Genomic DNA, 15,963 nt, shown 5'->3' on the forward strand with positions numbered 1-15,963 from the left:
TTGAAATACAAAACGCCCGATGCGGTGCATCGGGCGTTTTGAGGGTAAAACAGGTGTAAACCTATTTCAGGACTAGACAGTCATCCGTGCCGATAACGGCAGTGATGGTTACAGCGCCATGTCGTTCGCAGGCTTGCTTTCGACCGGCTTGCTCGGCGTAGCGGTACTGGTGCCGACGCTCTGGTCGATGACCGGCGGTTTGTCCAGCTGCAGGACTTCGGCGGTGTAGTTCCACTCCTGCTGTACGGCGGCAGGCGAGTCGTTCAGTTTGGTGCCGTAGCTTGGAACGATCTGACGAATCTTCGCTTGCCACTCAGGCGTCGCCACTTTGTCCTTGAAGACCTTTTCCAGCACGTTGAGCATGATCGGTGCGGCGGTCGAGGCGCCTGGCGAAGCGCCCAGCAGGCCGGCGATGCTGCCGTCCTGGGAAGAAACGACTTCGGTACCCAGTTTCAGCACGCCGCCTTTTTCTTCGTCACGCTTGATGATCTGCACGCGCTGACCGGCTTGCCACAGACGCCAGTCTTCTTTCCTGGCGTGCGGGAAGTATTCCTGCAGGGCCTTGAAGCGGTCGTCGTCGGACAGCATCAATTGGCCCGCGAGGTACTCGACCAGCGGGTACTGCTCGACACCGACCTTGGTCATCGGCCAGAAGTTGTGGGTGGTCATGCTGCTGAACAGGTCCAGGTACGAACCCTGTTTCAGGAACTTGGTGGAGAAGGTCGCGAATGGGCCAAACAGGATCACACGCTTGCCATCGAGCACGCGGGTGTCCAGGTGCGGAACCGACATGGGCGGCGCGCCGGTGGAGGCGATGCCGTAAGCCTTGGCCATGTGCTGCATGGCGACGGTTGGGTTCTCGGTCACCAGGAACGAACCGCCGACCGGGAAGCCCGCGTATTCCTTGGCTTCAGGAATGCCGGACTTCTGCAGCAGTTTCAGCGCGCCGCCACCGGCGCCGATGAACAGGAACTTGGCGTCGGCGCCGGTGGTGGTGCCGTCTTTCAGGTTCTTGTACTCGACGTGCCAGGAGCCATCTTCATTGCGCGAGATGTCTTCGACTTCGCTGGACAGCTTCAGGGTGAAGTTGTTCTTGGTCTGAAGGTGACCCACAAACTGCCGGGTGATTTCGCCGAAGTTGACGTCGGTGCCGATCGGGGTCCAGGTGGTGGCCAGTTTCTGATTCGGGTCACGACCTTCCATCATCAGCGGGACCCACTTGGCGATCTGCGCGTGGTCCTCGGAGAACTGCATCGGGCGGAACAGCGGGCTTGCCTGCAGCGCTTCGTAACGCTTCTTCAGGAACTCGATGTTGTCATCGCCCCAGACAAAGCTCATGTGCGGCGTGGAATTGATGAACGAGCGCGGGTTCTTCAGCACATCGTTCTTGACCTGCCAGGACCAGAACTGACGAGAGATCTGGAACGCTTCATTGATCTCGATGGCCTTGGAGATGTTGATCTTGCCGTCTTTGTCTTCCGGGGTGTAGTTCAGCTCGGCGAGGGCGGAGTGGCCGGTGCCGGCGTTGTTCCAGCCGTTGGAGCTTTCTTCGGCGACGCCGTCCAGACGTTCGATCATTTCCATCGACCAGCTCGGCTCCAACTCGTTGAGCCAGATACCCAGGGTCGAACTCATGATGCCGCCGCCAATCAGCAGCACATCGACTTTCTTGCTTTCTGCGGCATGGGCTTGCAGGAAGGTCGCGGAAATCGCCAGGCCCAGAAGCGCCTTGCTCGTTTTCTTGAACATTGAGTCATCCAATAGATAGAAAGTTATCCGCCTGCAGCCCTTCTTCAGGCGCTGTCCCGCCGCGCTGCATGCCGGAGTCGGCGCAAACATCGGACAGGCTTCGCTCTCGGAAGAGGAGGAGGAAGGGTCAAGAGGCCAGTGAGTCTGGCGGCCTCCCGTTCTATGTCCCTCGGTGCTGGCTTCTTATTCGATCATTGGATTCAGCAGCTTGAGTAAACATCAACCCCGCAGGACTCGGTCATCAGGTCCAAGCGACCTGCAAAGGGGCGGCGATTGTATCTGAAATGTGATTTGCGACAAAACAGATGACGTTTTAGTCAATACGCCAATGTGTCACAGGTGGCGAAGGGATGGCTTTGCGGCTCAGGACGGGGCGTCTTCCTCGAAAACGCCCGGCACAAGCCCTGCTGCCATGGGAGATGCGGCACGGGAGGCTACAGCGTGAACTTGCCCACCATCGTATTGAACGACACCGCCAGACGCGAGAGTTCCTGGCTTGAGGCGCTGGTCTGGTTGGCGCCCGCGGCAGTCTGCGCCGAGAGGTCCTGAATGTTCACCAGATTGCGGTCCACTTCCCGCGCGACCTGCGCCTGTTCTTCGGCGGCGCTGGCGATGACCAGGTTGCGCTCGTTGATCTGGCTGACGCCCTCACTGATGCGCTCCAGCGCCAGACCGGCTTCGGTAGCCAGGGTCTGGGTGTTCACCGCGATCGCCTGACTCTTGCCCATGGCCTGCACGGCTTCATCGGCGCCGTTGCGCACCTGCGTGATCATCGACTCGATCTCGCCGGTCGAGACCTGGGTGCGGTGGGCAAGAGCACGAACCTCATCCGCCACTACCGCAAAACCGCGGCCTTGTTCACCGGCCCGAGCGGCTTCGATGGCAGCGTTGAGTGCCAGCAGGTTGGTCTGTTCGGCGATGCCGCGAATCACGTCCAGTACCTTGGTGATGTCACGGATTTGCCCGGCCAGCGCTTCGACGCGTTGGGTCGAATCGTTGATTTCCACGGTCATGGTGTTCATCGCGGTGACTGCCTGTTGCACCTGATGCTGGCCCTTGAGCGCATCGTCCGCGGTTTGGGTCGACACTTGCGAGGCGCTGGCAGCGTTGCGCGCAACTTCCTCGACGGCGGCCGTCATCTGATTCACTGCGGTGGCGGCCTGTTGAATCTCATCGTTCTGACGCTGCAGCCCACGGGTGCTGTCGTCGGTCACCGCGGTCAGCTCTTCGGCCGCGGACGCCAGCTGATCTGAGGCGTTGGCGATTTGCTGCACGGTACCCTTGAGGCTGCCTTGCATGTTGGACAGCGCCTTGAGCAACTGACCGGTTTCGTCCTGGCCACCCACGGCGATGGCTTGGGTCAGGTCACCGCTGGCCACGCGGGCCGCGCTTTCCACCGACAGGTAAATAGGCCGAGTGATCATTCGCGTGACGATCAAGCCCAAAGCAATGGCGCAGATCACCGCAATCAGGGAGCCGATGACCAGCACCCAAGTGACCTGTTGATCTGTCTCGATACCGGCCTGGGCCGATTCGCCGGCCTGCCGCGCATTGGATTCGATGATGATCTTGAGCTCGCCCATGGTCTTGCGGTACGTCGGCGTTACGCTGCTGGCTGCCAGCTTGCTGGCCTGTTCGATATCGCCACTCTGAATCACGCTCAAGGTGTTCTGCACGGCGGCCATATAGGCAGGCCAGTCGCGCAGGAAGTCTTCACCCGCAGCCTTTTCGTCTGGCTCCATCGGGGTTTTGAGATAGATGGCGAAGTCGCTGTCAGCCTGCGCCTGATTTTCCTTGAGCGATTGAATCGCCGCGTTGATGTCGTCCGGGCTGGCCTTGAGCGCGCTCAGACCGATGATCTTGAAAAAGTCGCGGTTGGTGGCAATGACGTTGGCCTTGACCGAGTCGACCTTGGTGATCGAGAGCATGCTGTTCTCGACCGTTTCCTGGAACAGCTGATACAGACGCGAGATGCCGTTCTGTCCCAACACGCCCACGACGACGGTGATCAACGCGCACAGGCTAAACGCGAACAGGAGCTTGGACTTGAGTTTCAGATTGGTCAGCCAGGACATGGGTCAGTACTCGGGCAGGAGGGATAGCTGCGGCTGAATGTGCCGCTCTCTCTGGGTATCGGCGGCGAAATGACGGACTTTACACATTTGGGAACAACTGCCACGAACGTTGATATTCAAGGTTTTTTTGCGGACTTTCGATCCACGATCCGTGTGCAAACGCCTGCAGAAATAGTTCGTGCTTCGTGAGCGCCTGAGTGCGTCACAAGTCACTTGCGGCAAGCAGAAATGGATGTGCATGAAGATCGCTTTTCCCCGCTGCCTTCACCTAAGCTTTACTCCGGCGCCGCCGATAACCCGAGGGAGCGGCGTCTTGCCGCGCTGCAATTGGCCAGAGCTTTCGTGAAACAGCTTGATGGCAATTGATGTTGGCTATCATCTGCTCCCCAAAACGGGGTTGTGAAGTCGATCCTTTATGTAACTGCCTTTGGGCGGATTTTCTCCCGTGACAGGAATCTCGATGCTGGCGTGGAACCAAAAAAGCTTTCTGATCGTCGATGATTTCTCCGATTTCCGTAGCTCAGTCAGGTCGATGCTGCGCGAATTGGGCGTCAAGGAAGTGGACACCGCTGATAATGGCGAACAGGCGATCAAGGCCTGCTCGCAGAAGCGCTACGACTTCATCCTGCACGACTTCAATCTGGGCGACGGCAAGAAGAACGGCCAGCAGGTCCTCGAAGACTTGATGACCGACCGGCTGATCAGCCACGAAAGCGTATTCGTCATGGTCACCGCCGAGAATGGCCAGGCGATGGTCATGAGCGCGCTGGAGTGGGAGCCGGACGCCTACCTGACCAAGCCGTTCAACCGCGCGAGCCTGGCCCAGCGGCTGGAGAAGATCGTTCAGCGCAAGACCCTGCTCAAGCCGATCCTACAGGCGCTGGATCGTGGCAAACCGGCCGAGGTGTTGGCGGCCTGCGTCAACCTGACCAGGCAGGACCCGCGCTTCGCGCCGTTGTGTCTGCGCTACAAGGCCGATGCGCTGCGTGACCTCGACCAGCACGAGCCGCTGGAAGCCTTTCTCAAATCGATCCTCGCCGATCGGCCACAACCCTGGGCCTTCGCGGCGCTGGGCAAGCTGTTGTTCAAGCGTGGGCGCAACGCTGAGGCGCAAGCGGTATATGAAGAAGCGATTCGCGCATTCAACGCGATGCCGGTGCTGTTCGACGGACTGGCCGATGTGCTGATTGCCAGCGGCGACAACCGTCGCGCGCAGAAAATGCTCGAAGAAGCGGTGCGGCTGTCGCCCTATGCGGTGCGTCGTCAGCGGCTACTCGGCAAGCTGGCGCTGGACAACCAGGATTTCGATGGGGCGTCGAAAGCCTATCGGCAGGCTGTTTCCCAAGGGCAGTTCTCCCGCTTCAAGGATCCTGAAACGAATCTAGGGCTGGCACAGGCGTTGATCAGTCGCGGTGGCGAGCGGGGTCTGGATGCGCACACCCGAGTAGAGATCAACCAAACCCTGGGCGATGTCGCCAAGGAGCACACCAACGACGCCGGCCTGCAGGTGCGCACGCGGTTGATGAAGGCCACCAGCGTCGCCAGTTCCGACCCGGAAATGGCCGCCAAACTGACCGAGCAGGCCATGGCACGTCTCGAAGGCATGGAGCAATTTCTCAGCGCCGACGCGGCGTTGGCCGTCGCTGTCCAGCTCAAGCAGTTGGGGCACGAATCGGCGGGCGCCGGCATTCTGAAAAGCTGTGCGGAAATCTACGGCGACGACCCGGCGGTCATGCAGAACATCGCCAAACAGACCGACGATCCGCAAATCCTCGGCGCCGGCAAAGCCGCCATCGACCTGAACATGCAGGGCATCCGCAGCTATCGCGCCGGCAAGCTGGGCGAGGCGCAGGATCTGTTCCGGCAGGCGCTGGCGTTGCAACCGAAGAACATCAGTATTGCGTTGAACATGGCCCAGTCGCTGCTGCACCTGGGTGTGCAGAACCTCGATGCCGCCAGCCTCACGGAGTGCCAGAACAGTCTGAAAATGGTGGGCAAGATGCCCGAGACCGATCCACGTTACGACCGTTATCAGAAACTGCGAATCAGGGCGTTTGGCCAATGACAGATCAGGATCCGGGGCTGGATTTCTCCATGGTGATTGCCTCCACCGTGCACGACATGAAGAACTCGCTGGCCTCGCTGATCCAGGCCCACGGGGAGTGGGTCAAGCGACTGCCCGAGGCGCATCGCGGGACCACCGGGCAGGGCGTGATCGACTACGAATTCGCGCATCTGAACGGCATGCTGGTACAGCTGTTGGGGCTGTACAAACTGGGAGTGAACCAGCTGCCGTTGCGTCCGGATTACCACGAGCTGGACGACTTCATCGAGGCGCAATTGGCGTTCCATCAGGAGGTGCTGAACAGTCGGGGCATCGCTGCACGCTATGAGGTTGAAGATTTTGGTCTGCCTGTTTTCTTCGACCGCGAACTCATCGGCTCGGTGGTCTCCAACGTGGTGATCAACGCCATTCGCTATGCGCGGCAAGAAGTGTTGATCAGCGCGGGGCAGGTTGGCGAGCAACTGGTCATCAGCATCAACGACGACGGCCCCGGATTCCCCGAACACATGATCGAGCACCAGACCGATTATGTGCTGGGTATCAACCAGAGCAGCGGCAGCACCGGTCTGGGCCTTTACTTCGCCGCGAACATCGCGCGCCAGCATCAGCGCCAGGGTGTGAAGGGCCACATCGAGATCGGCAACGGCGGGGCATTGGGTGGTGGGGTGTTTCGGATGTATTTGCCGTAAACAGAGGTTGCGATACCGATGTTGATTTTGGCTGCAGGCCATAGTCTCTGGCTTGCCTGCGATCTGTCGGGGACCGGCAGAAACCCCGTGTAGACGGTGTATCCGGAAGAATGCAAAGGCTGATTTTACTGCTGCTTCGCGCCAGATCGCAGGCAAGCCAGTTCCCACGCCTTTCGGGCAGAAGGGAACCGTACTCGTGGCAACACCGGGTAAAGGCCGCGGCGTTTACAACTTCAACCCTTGCCCCAGCACCACATTCAACGCATTGCGCGCGTCGTCCAACTGGACCAGCGTGGCGTGGTGGGCGCCGAGGGCGTCGCGGTTTTCGATGGCGGTGAGGATTGCCTTATGCCGGGGCAGGGCGAGTTCGTGCAGATTGGGACGCTTGTTGGAGTGCTTCAACGCCTCGCGCAAGGCCAGCGACAGCATGTTGCACAGGTGCGCGAGCAGGTCGTTATGGGTGGCGTCGGCTATGCGGCTGTGGAAATCCAAGTCCGGTTGCAGCACGTCCTCCACGGTTGGCGCGGCCTCCATGCGCTGGTAAGCCTCGCCAATGGCGGCGACTTCATCGGCCGTTGCGTGCTGAGCGGCCAATGCGGCGGCAGCCGGTTCGATGATGCTGCGCACGCTGGTCAGCAGCGCAAAGAATTCGTTCTGCGGGGAGCTCTGCATCATCCAGTGCAGCACGTCAGGATCGAGTATGTGCCATTCGCGACGCGGCTTGACCACCGTGCCCACACGAGGCCGCGAATACACCAGCCCCTTGGCCACCAGCACCCGAGTCGCTTCGCGCAACACCGGGCGACTGACCGCATACTCTTCACACAGCAGCGCTTCGGCGGGAAGCTTGTCGTCAGGCTTGAAGCGACCTGAAACGATCTGCATGCCGATGTCCTGGACGATGCGCGAGTGCATGCTTTTGCGGTCGGAGGGCTTACGGTAATCCATGGGGGCGCGAGGCAATCCTGAGCGGTAAATGCCGCGCATCATAGCATTGGCGGAGAGCGGTGGGCGCGAGTGCAAATGTCGGAAGATTTCATGCCTGAGCTACAACCGTGTCACAGCGCGCTTGCCCGCGATGAGGGTGTCAGAGCCATACAGCTGAATGACCTGACTCATCGCGGGCAAGCGCGCTCCTACCGTTATTGCATCAATCAGTGAGAGTGTCGCGGCACTTCCGATCCCCGCATCCCCACCAGGAAGTCAAAATCACAGCCCTGGTCGGCCTGCATTACATGGTCGATGTACAGCTGACGATAACCCCCCACCAACAACTGTTGCGGCGCTTGCCAGTCGGCCAGCCGCGCGTCCAGTTCCTCTTGAGGAATGTCCAGATGCAGGCGCCCGGTCGCGCAATCCAGCTCGATGTAATCGCCTTCCTGCACCACCGCCAACGGCCCACCCGCTGCCGCTTCCGGCGCCACGTGCAACACCACCGTGCCGTACGCCGTGCCGCTCATGCGCGCGTCGGAAATCCGTACCATGTCGGTCACGCCCTGGGCCAGCAGCTTGGCCGGCAGACCCATGTTGCCGACTTCGGCCATGCCCGGATAACCTTTCGGGCCACAGTTTTTCATCACCAGAATGCTGTTGGCGTCGACGTCCAGATCCGGATCGTTGATGCGGGCTTTGTACATGTCGAAGTTCTCGAACACCACTGCACGCCCGCGATGCTGCATCAGCGCCGGGGTCGCTGCCGAGGGTTTGAGCACCGCGCCCAATGGCGCCAGATTGCCGCGCAGGACGCAGATCCCGCCGTCAGCCCGGATCGGGTTATCCAGCGCACGAATCACTTCGTCCTCGCCATAAATCGGCGAGTTCTTCACATTCTCGCGCAGGCTCTGGCCGTTGACCGTCAGCGCGTGTGGATGGGGAAGCAGATTGGCCTCATCCATGCGGCGCAACACGGCCGGCAGGCCACCGGCGTAGTAGAACTCTTCCATCAGGAAGCGACCTGACGGCTGCAGGTCGACGATGGTCGGCATGCCGCGCCCGATACGGGTCCAGTCGTCCAGTTCCAGATCGACGCCGATGCGCCCGGCAATGGCCTTGAGGTGAATCACCGCGTTGGTCGAACCGCCGATGGCCGCGTTCACGCGAATGGCGTTTTCGAAGGCTTCCTTGGTGAGGATCTTCGACAGGCGCAGGTCTTCGTTGACCATCTGCACCGCGCGCATGCCAGACATATGCGCCAGCACATAACGCCGCGAATCCACTGCCGGAATCGCCGCGTTGTGCGGCAGCGAGGTGCCCAGTGCTTCAGCCATGCAGGCCATGGTCGAGGCGGTGCCCATGGTGTTGCAGGTGCCTGCCGAGCGCGACATGCCGGCTTCGGCGGAGAGAAATTCGTCGAGGCTGATCTGGCCTGCCTTATAAGACTCGTGCATCTGCCAGACGATGGTCCCGGCGCCGATGTCCTTGCCTTTGTGCTTGCCGTTGAGCATCGGCCCGCCGGTGACAACGATGGCCGGCACGTCACAGCTGGCCGCGCCCATCAGCAGGGCGGGGGTGGTCTTGTCGCAGCCAGTCAGCAGCACCACGCCGTCGATCGGGTTGCCGCGAATCGCCTCTTCGACGTCCATGCTTGCCAGGTTACGCGTCAGCATTGCTGTCGGACGCAGGTTCGATTCGCCGTTGGAGAAGACCGGGAATTCAACCGGAAACCCACCGGCTTCGATGACACCACGCTTGACGTGTTCGGCGATGGTGCGGAAGTGAGCGTTGCACGGAGTCAGTTCGGACCAAGTGTTGCAGATGCCGATGATCGGCTTGCCCTGGAACTGATGGTCGGCGATGCCCTGGTTCTTCATCCAGCTGCGGTACATAAAGCCATTCTTGTCGGCGGTACCGAACCATTGGGCAGAACGCAGGACAGGTTTTTTATTGGACTCAGACATAAATCAGCACTCTTATTGTAAGACTAAAGGCTTCGCGTGCTGACTAAAATAGGCCGAAAATCGTCCGAGTGGAAGTGTTGTAACGTCAAATAGTAATACTATATAGTCGGTTCTCATCGAGGGACGACCCTGCCAGCCGGATACTGCAATCATCGGCACACACGAGGCAGAGGCGATCCCCGCGACGCTTGCATAACAAAAACAACGTGGAGACCGCATACATGAGCCAGGAACTCAGGCTTATTCGTCGCATCACCCTGAAACTCATTCCCTTTCTCATCCTGTTGTACCTGATCGCCTATGTAGACCGTTCAGCCGTGGGCTTCGCCAAGCTGCACATGGGCGCGGACGTCGGCATCGGCGATGCGGCCTATGGCTTGGGCGCGGGTCTGTTCTTCATCGGTTACTTCCTCCTGGAAATCCCCAGCAACCTGATGCTCGAACGCTTCGGCGCACGGCGCTGGTTCGCGCGGATCATGATCACTTGGGGTGCGATCACCATGGGCATGGCATTCGTGCAGGGCCCGACCAGTTTCTACGTCATGCGCTTTCTGCTCGGCGCGGCCGAAGCGGGCTTCTTTCCGGGTGTGCTCTATTACATCACCCAGTGGTTCCCGGTCCGCCATCGCGGCAAGATCCTGGGGCTGTTCATCCTTTCGCAACCTATCGCCATGATGATCACCGGCCCGATTTCCGGCGGTCTGCTGGGCATGGAAGGGATTGCTGGCCTGCACGGTTGGCAGTGGCTGTTCCTGTGCATTGGCGCACCTGCGATCCTGCTGACCTGGCCGGTGCTGCGCTGGTTGCCGGATGGCCCGAAAGATGTGAAGTGGATGGACCCGGTCGAGAAAGACTGGCTGACCAGTGAACTGAAAAAGGACCTTGAAGAATACGGCCAGACCCGTCACGGCAATCCGTTGCACGCCCTCAAGGACAAGCGCGTGCTGTTGCTGGCGCTGTTCTACCTGCCGGTGACCTTGAGCATCTATGGCCTGGGTCTGTGGCTGCCGACGCTGATTAAACAATTCGGCGGCAGCGATCTGGTCACCGGTTTCGTCTCTGCGGTGCCGTACATCTTCGGCATTGTCGGCTTGCTGATCATCCCGCGCAGTTCCGACCGCTTGAACGATCGCTACGGCCATCTGGCCTTCCTTTATGTGATTGGCGCGATTGGCCTGTTCCTCAGCGCGTTCCTCAGTGTGCCGGTGCTGCAGCTGGCGGCGCTGTGTCTGGTGGCGTTCTCGCTGTTTTCCTGCACGGCGGTGTTCTGGACCCTGCCGGGGCGCTTCTTCGCAGGCGCCAGTGCGGCGGCCGGGATTGCCCTGATCAACTCGGTTGGCAATCTGGGCGGTTACATCGGTCCGTTCGTCATCGGCTGGCTGAAAGAACTCACCGGCAACCTCGCCAGCGGCCTGTATTTTCTCTCGGGCGTGATGATCTGCGGATTGATCCTGACCGGCGTCGTGTATCGCGTGCTGGAACGCAGGCACGTATTACCGGAGTCCAAATTCGCGGCCAGCGCCCGCAGTTCTCGTTAATGACACGCTCCTACCGGGATCGTGCAAATCATCTGGAAAGGAGAAACTCCATGCATTTGGTTCAATTCGAATTGGGTAACGGCCAGCGTCGTGTCGGGCTGGTGGACGGTCTGTTGGTGCGCGAGGTGCAGGGCGCGATCAGTACGCGTGAACTGGCGCTGGCGGCCATCGACAGGAAAATCTCCCTCGCCGAGCAGGTCGACAGCCTGGGCCTGGGCGACAACCACGATTACTCGCAGTTGCGCGCCGACCTGATGATCCTGCCGCCGCTGGACCACCCGGACCCGGCTCACCTGCTGGTCAGCGGCACCGGTCTGACTCACCTGGGCAGCGCCTCGGCCCGCGACAAAATGCACCAGCACGGCAATGACGAATCCGCCATGACCGACACCATGCGCATGTTCAAATGGGGCATCGAGGGCGGCAAACCCGCAGCCGGTCAGGCGGGTGTGCAGCCGGAATGGTTCTACAAGGGCGACGGCGGCATCGTCATTCGTCCCGGCGCAGCCTTTCCACAGCCTCCATTTTCCGAGGACGCCGGTGAAGAGCCCGAGCTGAGCGGCCTGTACGTGATCGGCCACGACGGCAAACCCTATCGGCTGGGTTTCGCCATCGGCAACGAGTTTTCCGATCACATCATGGAGCGCAAGAATTACCTGTACCTGGCCCACTCCAAGCTGCGCGCCTGTTCGTTCGGCCCGGAGTTGCGCGTGGGCGATCTGCCGCAGCACCTGGCGGGCACCAGCCGCATCCTGCGTGACGGCGAAGTGCTGTGGGAGAAGGAATTCCTCAGCGGCGAGGCCAACATGTGCCACAGCCTGGAAAACCTCGAATACCACCACTTCAAATACAACCAGTTCCTGCGTCCGGGCGACGTGCACGTGCATTTTTTCGGCACCGCGACCCTGTCCTTCGCCGACGGCATCAAGACTCAGCCAGGCGATCATTTCGAGATCAGCCAGAGCGAGTTCGGCGCACCATTGGTCAACGGCATCGCGCCGACCGAAGCGGTGTTTGCGCCGGGCGGGATCACTCAACTTTGAAATCATGACGCTGTAGGAGCGCGCTTGCCTGCGATTGCGATCCGCCGGTGACATTCATGGTCGGCGATACGCCGCCATCGCGGGCAGGCGCACCCATACAAGCTGCCGTTTGTACGGCAGATTTGCTTACAGGACCTCACTCAATGACCAAGATCCTCGGCCACAACTACATCGGCGGCGCACGCAGCGCCGCCGGCTCCACCATCGTCTATAGCGTCGATGCCAGCACCGGTGAAAACCTGCCTCACGATTTCCACCAGGCGACCGTCGAGGAGGTCGATGCCGCCGCCAGAGCCGCCGCCTCGGCCTATCCGGCGTACCGCTCGCTGAGTGCAGAGAAACGCGCGCAGTTTCTCGACGCGATCGCCGACGAACTCGACACACTGGACGACGATTTCATCGCCACCGTCTGCCGCGAAACGGCGCTGCCCACTGCGCGTATTCAAGGCGAACGCGGTCGCGTGAGCGGGCAGATGCGACTGTTCGCCAAAGTCCTGCGTCGCGGCGATTTCTACGGCGCGCGCATCGACCTGGCGCTGCCCGATCGCAAGCCCGCGCCGCGTCCTGATCTGCGCCAGTACCGCATCGGTCTCGGCCCGGTGGCGGTGTTCGGCGCCAGCAATTTTCCGCTGGCGTTTTCTACCGCCGGTGGCGACACCGCTTCGGCACTGGCGGCGGGTTGCCCGGTGGTGTTCAAGGCTCACAGCGGCCACATGGCAACTGCGGAGCTGGTGGCCGACGCCTTGCTGCGTGCCGCCGACAAGACCGGCATGCCCAAGGGCGTGTTCAATATGATCTACGGCGGTGGCGTCGGCGAGTGGCTGGTCAAACACCCGGCGATCCAGGCGGTCGGCTTCACTGGCTCGCTCAAGGGCGGTCGTGCATTGTGCGACATGGCTGCCGCGCGCCCGCAACCGATCCCGGTGTTCGCCGAGATGTCGAGCATCAACCCGGTGATCATCCTGCCTCAGGCATTGGGCCTGCGCAGCGAGCGCATTGCCTCGGAACTGGCGGCTTCAATCGTCCAGGGCTGCGGACAGTTCTGCACCAATCCCGGTCTGATCATTGGCCTGCGTTCCCCGGCCTTCACTGAATTTCAGAAACGTCTGGCGGCACAGATCAATGATCAGCCGCCGCAGACCATGCTCAACATCGGCACCCTGAGCAGCTACAGCCGAGGCGTTAAAGCCTTGCACGCTCACGCGGGAATCGAACATCTGGCGGGCAGCGAGCAACAGGGCGATCAGGCCCATCCGCAGTTGTTCAAGGCCGATGTCAGCCTGCTGCTCGGCGGTGACGAGCTGCTGCAGGAGGAAGTCTTCGGGCCGACCTCGATCGTCGTCGAAGTCGCCGATCAAGCGCAGCTCACTGACGCTTTGCTCGGCTTGCACGGTCAACTCACCGCCACGCTGCTGGTCGATGGCGATGACCTGCAGCGTTTCAGCGAACTGACCGCGCTGCTGGAACAGAAGGTCGGCCGCATCCTCATCAACGGCTATCCGACCGGTGTGGAGGTGGTGGACGCGATGGTTCACGGTGGACCGTACCCGGCAACTTCCGATGCACGGGGTACGTCAGTCGGCACGCTGGCCATCGACCGTTATCTGCGCCCGGTGTGTTTCCAGAACTACCCCGACAACGCCTTGCCCGACGCCTTGAAAAGCGCCAACCCGCTGGGGATTCAGCGGTTAGTGGATGGGGTGAATACCACTGCTGCTGTGTGAATCCTGATCGTTCCCGTGCTCTGGGTTAGCGTACGCGGAGCGTCACGAGCCGGTTACCACGCAGAACGTGGGAACGATTACCGATCCGCGTGTGAGAACCGTCTCATCACCCGACACCCACATAAAAACAAACGAGGTGCGCCGCATGACCGCCAACGCCATCCCGCTGGAACAGCTCGACACCGACGCGCTGGAAGACAGCATCTACCGCAAGGTCAGCTGGCGCATCGTGCCGCTGTTCATTTGCTGCTTCCTGTTCGCCTATCTGGACCGGGTCAACATCAGCTTCGCCAAGTTGCAGATGGCCAGCGACCTGGGCTTCAGCGAGACGATCTACGGCCTGGGCGCGAGCCTGTTTTTCGTCGGCTATTTTCTCTTCGAAGTCCCCAGCAACGTGTTGCTGCACAAGATCGGCGCGCGGATCTGGATCGCGCGGATCATGGTTTCATGGGGCATCGCCTCGGCCTGCATGATGTTCGTGCATACCGAGTTCTGGTTCTACACCCTGCGTTTTCTGATCGGCGTGATGGAAGCCGGCTTCGTGCCAGGCGTGCTGTATTTCTTCACCCAGTGGTACCCCAGCTCACGACGTGCGCGGGTCAATTCCTACTTCAAAAGCTCCATTCCCCTGTGCGGTATCGTCGGTGGCCCGATCGCGGGTCTGATCCTCGGCCACTTCGACGGGGTGATGGGGCTGGCCGGCTGGCGGTGGCTGTTTCTGCTTGAAGGCATCCCTTCGGTATTGCTGGGCGCCGTGGTGTTCTGGCTGGTGAAGGACCGCATCGAAGACGCGACCTGGCTCAGTGCTCAGGAAAAACAGGTGGTGCTGTCGCGCATGGCCAAAGAGGTCCAGCCCACGACGCCGCAGAAGGTCAAGGACATCTGGAAACACCCGACTACCTACGTGATGTCGGCGATCTACCTGTGCCTGGTCATGGCGCTCACCGGCCTGTTGTTTTGGATGCCACAGCTGATCAAGAGCACGGGCGTGGCCGACACCTTGAATATTGGTCTGCTGACGGTGATTCCGTACGTCGGCGCAGTGATCGGCAATCTGCTGATTGGCGCCAGTTCCGATCGTCACCGCGAACGCCGCTGGCACATGGCAGCCTGCGCGACGCTGACGGCGGTGGGTTATCTGGTCTGCGCGCTGTTCCCCGGCCAACTGGCCCCGCTCATGATCGGCATGACCATGATCATGACCGGCATCATCGCCTGGATGCCGATCTTCTGGACCATCCCGCCACGTTTCCTCAGCGGCATCGCAGCGGCGGCGGGTATCGCCTTGATCAACTCGCTGGGTCAGTTGGGCGGCGTCATCGCGCCCTTCATGGTCGGCCGCATCAAGGACCTGACCGGCACCGCGACTCCAGCGCTGTTCGCCCTGTTTGCGGTGAGCGTGCTGGCGATCGCGTTGATCGTTTGGGGCATTCCCAAGCGCTATTACGCCAACGAAGCAGCGCAGGAGTGATCGCGCGCACTGTCTGGGGCCAGCAATCAGCCTGTGGGGGCGAGCTTGCTTCCACAGGTCGTAGGGGACTCGCCTCAGAAGGTTCGCAGCCCCCAAGTGGCGCCTTTTGACCTATCATTCGTGCTTTGACCTAAGCGAATGACTGCCATGACTTCTACGCCCGACACCCTGCGCGCTGCCCTGCAAACCGCGCTCATCTCACACAGCATGCTCGAGGTCGACGGCCTGCACGCCTTCGAATTCAACCTGGACGAGATGCTGCAGATCGAAAGCATGGACGGCCGCGAGCGCAAGGTCTGGCGCTTCTCGCTGGCGCAAGTTGACGCCGCCGAGTTCGACAGCGAACTGCAAAGCTGGGTCGTCAACGACGGCAACGCAGATCACCGCATCGTCGTGCTCAGCGCGTTTGCCGCCAGTGATGAAGACGACGAAGACGACGAGCAGGGCTGACGCCAAGGCAACCGCTGGCTCAACGGCTGACGAATGACCTGTGGCAGTGAGCTTGTTCGCCGATCCGGCGAGTGTACCCGCTTCACCTCTGGCGGCCGAACCTCACCCTTCGTGAGCAAGCTCACTCCCACAGGGGATGCATTCCGACGGCAAACCCAAGCTCACTCCCGCAGGGGATGCATTCCGACGGCAAACCCAAGCTCACTCCCACAGGGGATGCAGTCCGGCGGCAAACCCAAGCTCACTCCCACAGGGGATGCAG

At 60.9% G+C, this 15,963-nt stretch carries 11 protein-coding genes; 7 read left to right on the plus strand and 4 right to left on the minus strand.

The genetic code is table 11. The annotated features are described in order from the left end of the window. Positions 1 to 108: 108 nt before the first annotated feature. Both mqo and CE491_RS01175 read right to left on the minus strand, forming a co-directional pair. The gene (gene mqo, locus CE491_RS01170; RefSeq protein ID WP_199884935.1) at positions 109 to 1,749 is read right to left on the minus strand and encodes a malate dehydrogenase (quinone); all 1,641 of its coding nucleotides are present in this window, start codon (positions 1,747 to 1,749) and stop codon (positions 109 to 111) included. Between the two features lie 434 nt (positions 1,750 to 2,183). Further along, positions 2,184 to 3,824, minus strand: a complete 1,641-nt coding sequence (locus tag CE491_RS01175; protein WP_110946547.1) for a methyl-accepting chemotaxis protein — start codon at positions 3,822 to 3,824, stop codon at positions 2,184 to 2,186. A gap of 460 nt (positions 3,825 to 4,284) precedes the next feature. Between CE491_RS01175 and CE491_RS01180 the strand changes: the two genes are divergently transcribed. Then, complete coding sequence (locus CE491_RS01180) at positions 4,285 to 5,889, plus strand: tetratricopeptide repeat-containing response regulator (protein WP_110946548.1); 1,605 nt, start codon at positions 4,285 to 4,287, stop codon at positions 5,887 to 5,889. Beyond that, a complete protein-coding gene (locus CE491_RS01185) occupies positions 5,886 to 6,578 on the plus strand; it encodes a sensor histidine kinase (protein ID WP_110946549.1) in 693 nt (230 codons plus the stop codon). The genes CE491_RS01180 and CE491_RS01185 overlap by 4 nt, the downstream gene beginning before the upstream one ends. A 225-nt stretch (positions 6,579 to 6,803) precedes the next feature. On the opposite strand, the gene CE491_RS01190 is transcribed toward CE491_RS01185, so the two are convergent. Then, positions 6,804 to 7,526 (minus strand): FadR/GntR family transcriptional regulator, encoded by a 723-nt coding sequence (locus CE491_RS01190; RefSeq protein ID WP_110946550.1) that lies wholly within the window; start codon positions 7,524 to 7,526, stop codon positions 6,804 to 6,806. A gap of 206 nt (positions 7,527 to 7,732) precedes the next feature. Then, on the minus strand, positions 7,733 to 9,475 hold the full coding sequence (locus CE491_RS01195) for an IlvD/Edd family dehydratase (protein ID WP_110946551.1): 1,743 nt from the start codon (positions 9,473 to 9,475) through the stop codon (positions 7,733 to 7,735). 221 nt (positions 9,476 to 9,696) lie between these two features. Between CE491_RS01195 and CE491_RS01200 the strand changes: the two genes are divergently transcribed. The 5 genes from CE491_RS01200 to CE491_RS01220 all read left to right on the plus strand — a co-directional run bounded on the left by CE491_RS01200 (position 9,697) and on the right by CE491_RS01220 (position 15,701). Beyond that, a complete protein-coding gene (locus CE491_RS01200; protein ID WP_110946552.1) occupies positions 9,697 to 11,013 on the plus strand; it encodes an MFS transporter in 1,317 nt (438 codons plus the stop codon). A gap of 50 nt (positions 11,014 to 11,063) precedes the next feature. Then, a complete protein-coding gene (gene araD1, locus CE491_RS01205) occupies positions 11,064 to 12,056 on the plus strand; it encodes an AraD1 family protein (RefSeq protein ID WP_110946553.1) in 993 nt (330 codons plus the stop codon). 143 nt (positions 12,057 to 12,199) lie between these two features. After that, positions 12,200 to 13,780, plus strand: coding sequence for an aldehyde dehydrogenase (NADP(+)) (locus CE491_RS01210; RefSeq protein WP_110946554.1), 1,581 nt, complete (start codon positions 12,200 to 12,202; stop codon positions 13,778 to 13,780). A gap of 145 nt (positions 13,781 to 13,925) precedes the next feature. After that, positions 13,926 to 15,251: an MFS transporter gene (locus tag CE491_RS01215; RefSeq protein ID WP_110946555.1), complete on the plus strand. Its 1,326-nt coding sequence runs from the start codon at positions 13,926 to 13,928 to the stop codon at positions 15,249 to 15,251. Between the two features lie 147 nt (positions 15,252 to 15,398). Next, positions 15,399 to 15,701 carry a DUF5629 family protein gene (locus CE491_RS01220; RefSeq protein WP_110946556.1) on the plus strand — a complete coding sequence of 101 codons (303 nt, stop codon included), beginning with the start codon at positions 15,399 to 15,401 and terminating at the stop codon, positions 15,699 to 15,701. The last annotated feature ends 262 nt before the right edge of the window (positions 15,702 to 15,963 follow it).

The organism is Pseudomonas bohemica (assembly GCF_002934685.1).
Classification (GTDB): domain Bacteria; phylum Pseudomonadota; class Gammaproteobacteria; order Pseudomonadales; family Pseudomonadaceae; genus Aquipseudomonas; species Aquipseudomonas bohemica.

Excerpts from the sequence above, each read along its gene's own strand:
- CE491_RS01190 (WP_110946550.1), bottom strand. The coding sequence starts at position 7,526 with ATGGATTACCGTAAGCCCTCCGACCGCAAAAGCATGCACTCGCGCATC.
- CE491_RS01185 (WP_110946549.1), top strand. The coding sequence starts at position 5,886 with ATGACAGATCAGGATCCGGGGCTGGATTTCTCCATGGTGATTGCCTCC.
- mqo (WP_199884935.1), bottom strand. The coding sequence starts at position 1,749 with ATGTTCAAGAAAACGAGCAAGGCGCTTCTGGGCCTGGCGATTTCCGCG.
- CE491_RS01195 (WP_110946551.1), bottom strand. The coding sequence starts at position 9,475 with ATGTCTGAGTCCAATAAAAAACCTGTCCTGCGTTCTGCCCAATGGTTC.
- CE491_RS01200 (WP_110946552.1), top strand. The coding sequence starts at position 9,697 with ATGAGCCAGGAACTCAGGCTTATTCGTCGCATCACCCTGAAACTCATT.
- araD1 (WP_110946553.1), top strand. The coding sequence starts at position 11,064 with ATGCATTTGGTTCAATTCGAATTGGGTAACGGCCAGCGTCGTGTCGGG.
- CE491_RS01175 (WP_110946547.1), bottom strand. The coding sequence starts at position 3,824 with ATGTCCTGGCTGACCAATCTGAAACTCAAGTCCAAGCTCCTGTTCGCG.
- CE491_RS01215 (WP_110946555.1), top strand. The coding sequence starts at position 13,926 with ATGACCGCCAACGCCATCCCGCTGGAACAGCTCGACACCGACGCGCTG.
- CE491_RS01220 (WP_110946556.1), top strand. The coding sequence starts at position 15,399 with ATGACTTCTACGCCCGACACCCTGCGCGCTGCCCTGCAAACCGCGCTC.
- CE491_RS01210 (WP_110946554.1), top strand. The coding sequence starts at position 12,200 with ATGACCAAGATCCTCGGCCACAACTACATCGGCGGCGCACGCAGCGCC.
- CE491_RS01180 (WP_110946548.1), top strand. The coding sequence starts at position 4,285 with ATGCTGGCGTGGAACCAAAAAAGCTTTCTGATCGTCGATGATTTCTCC.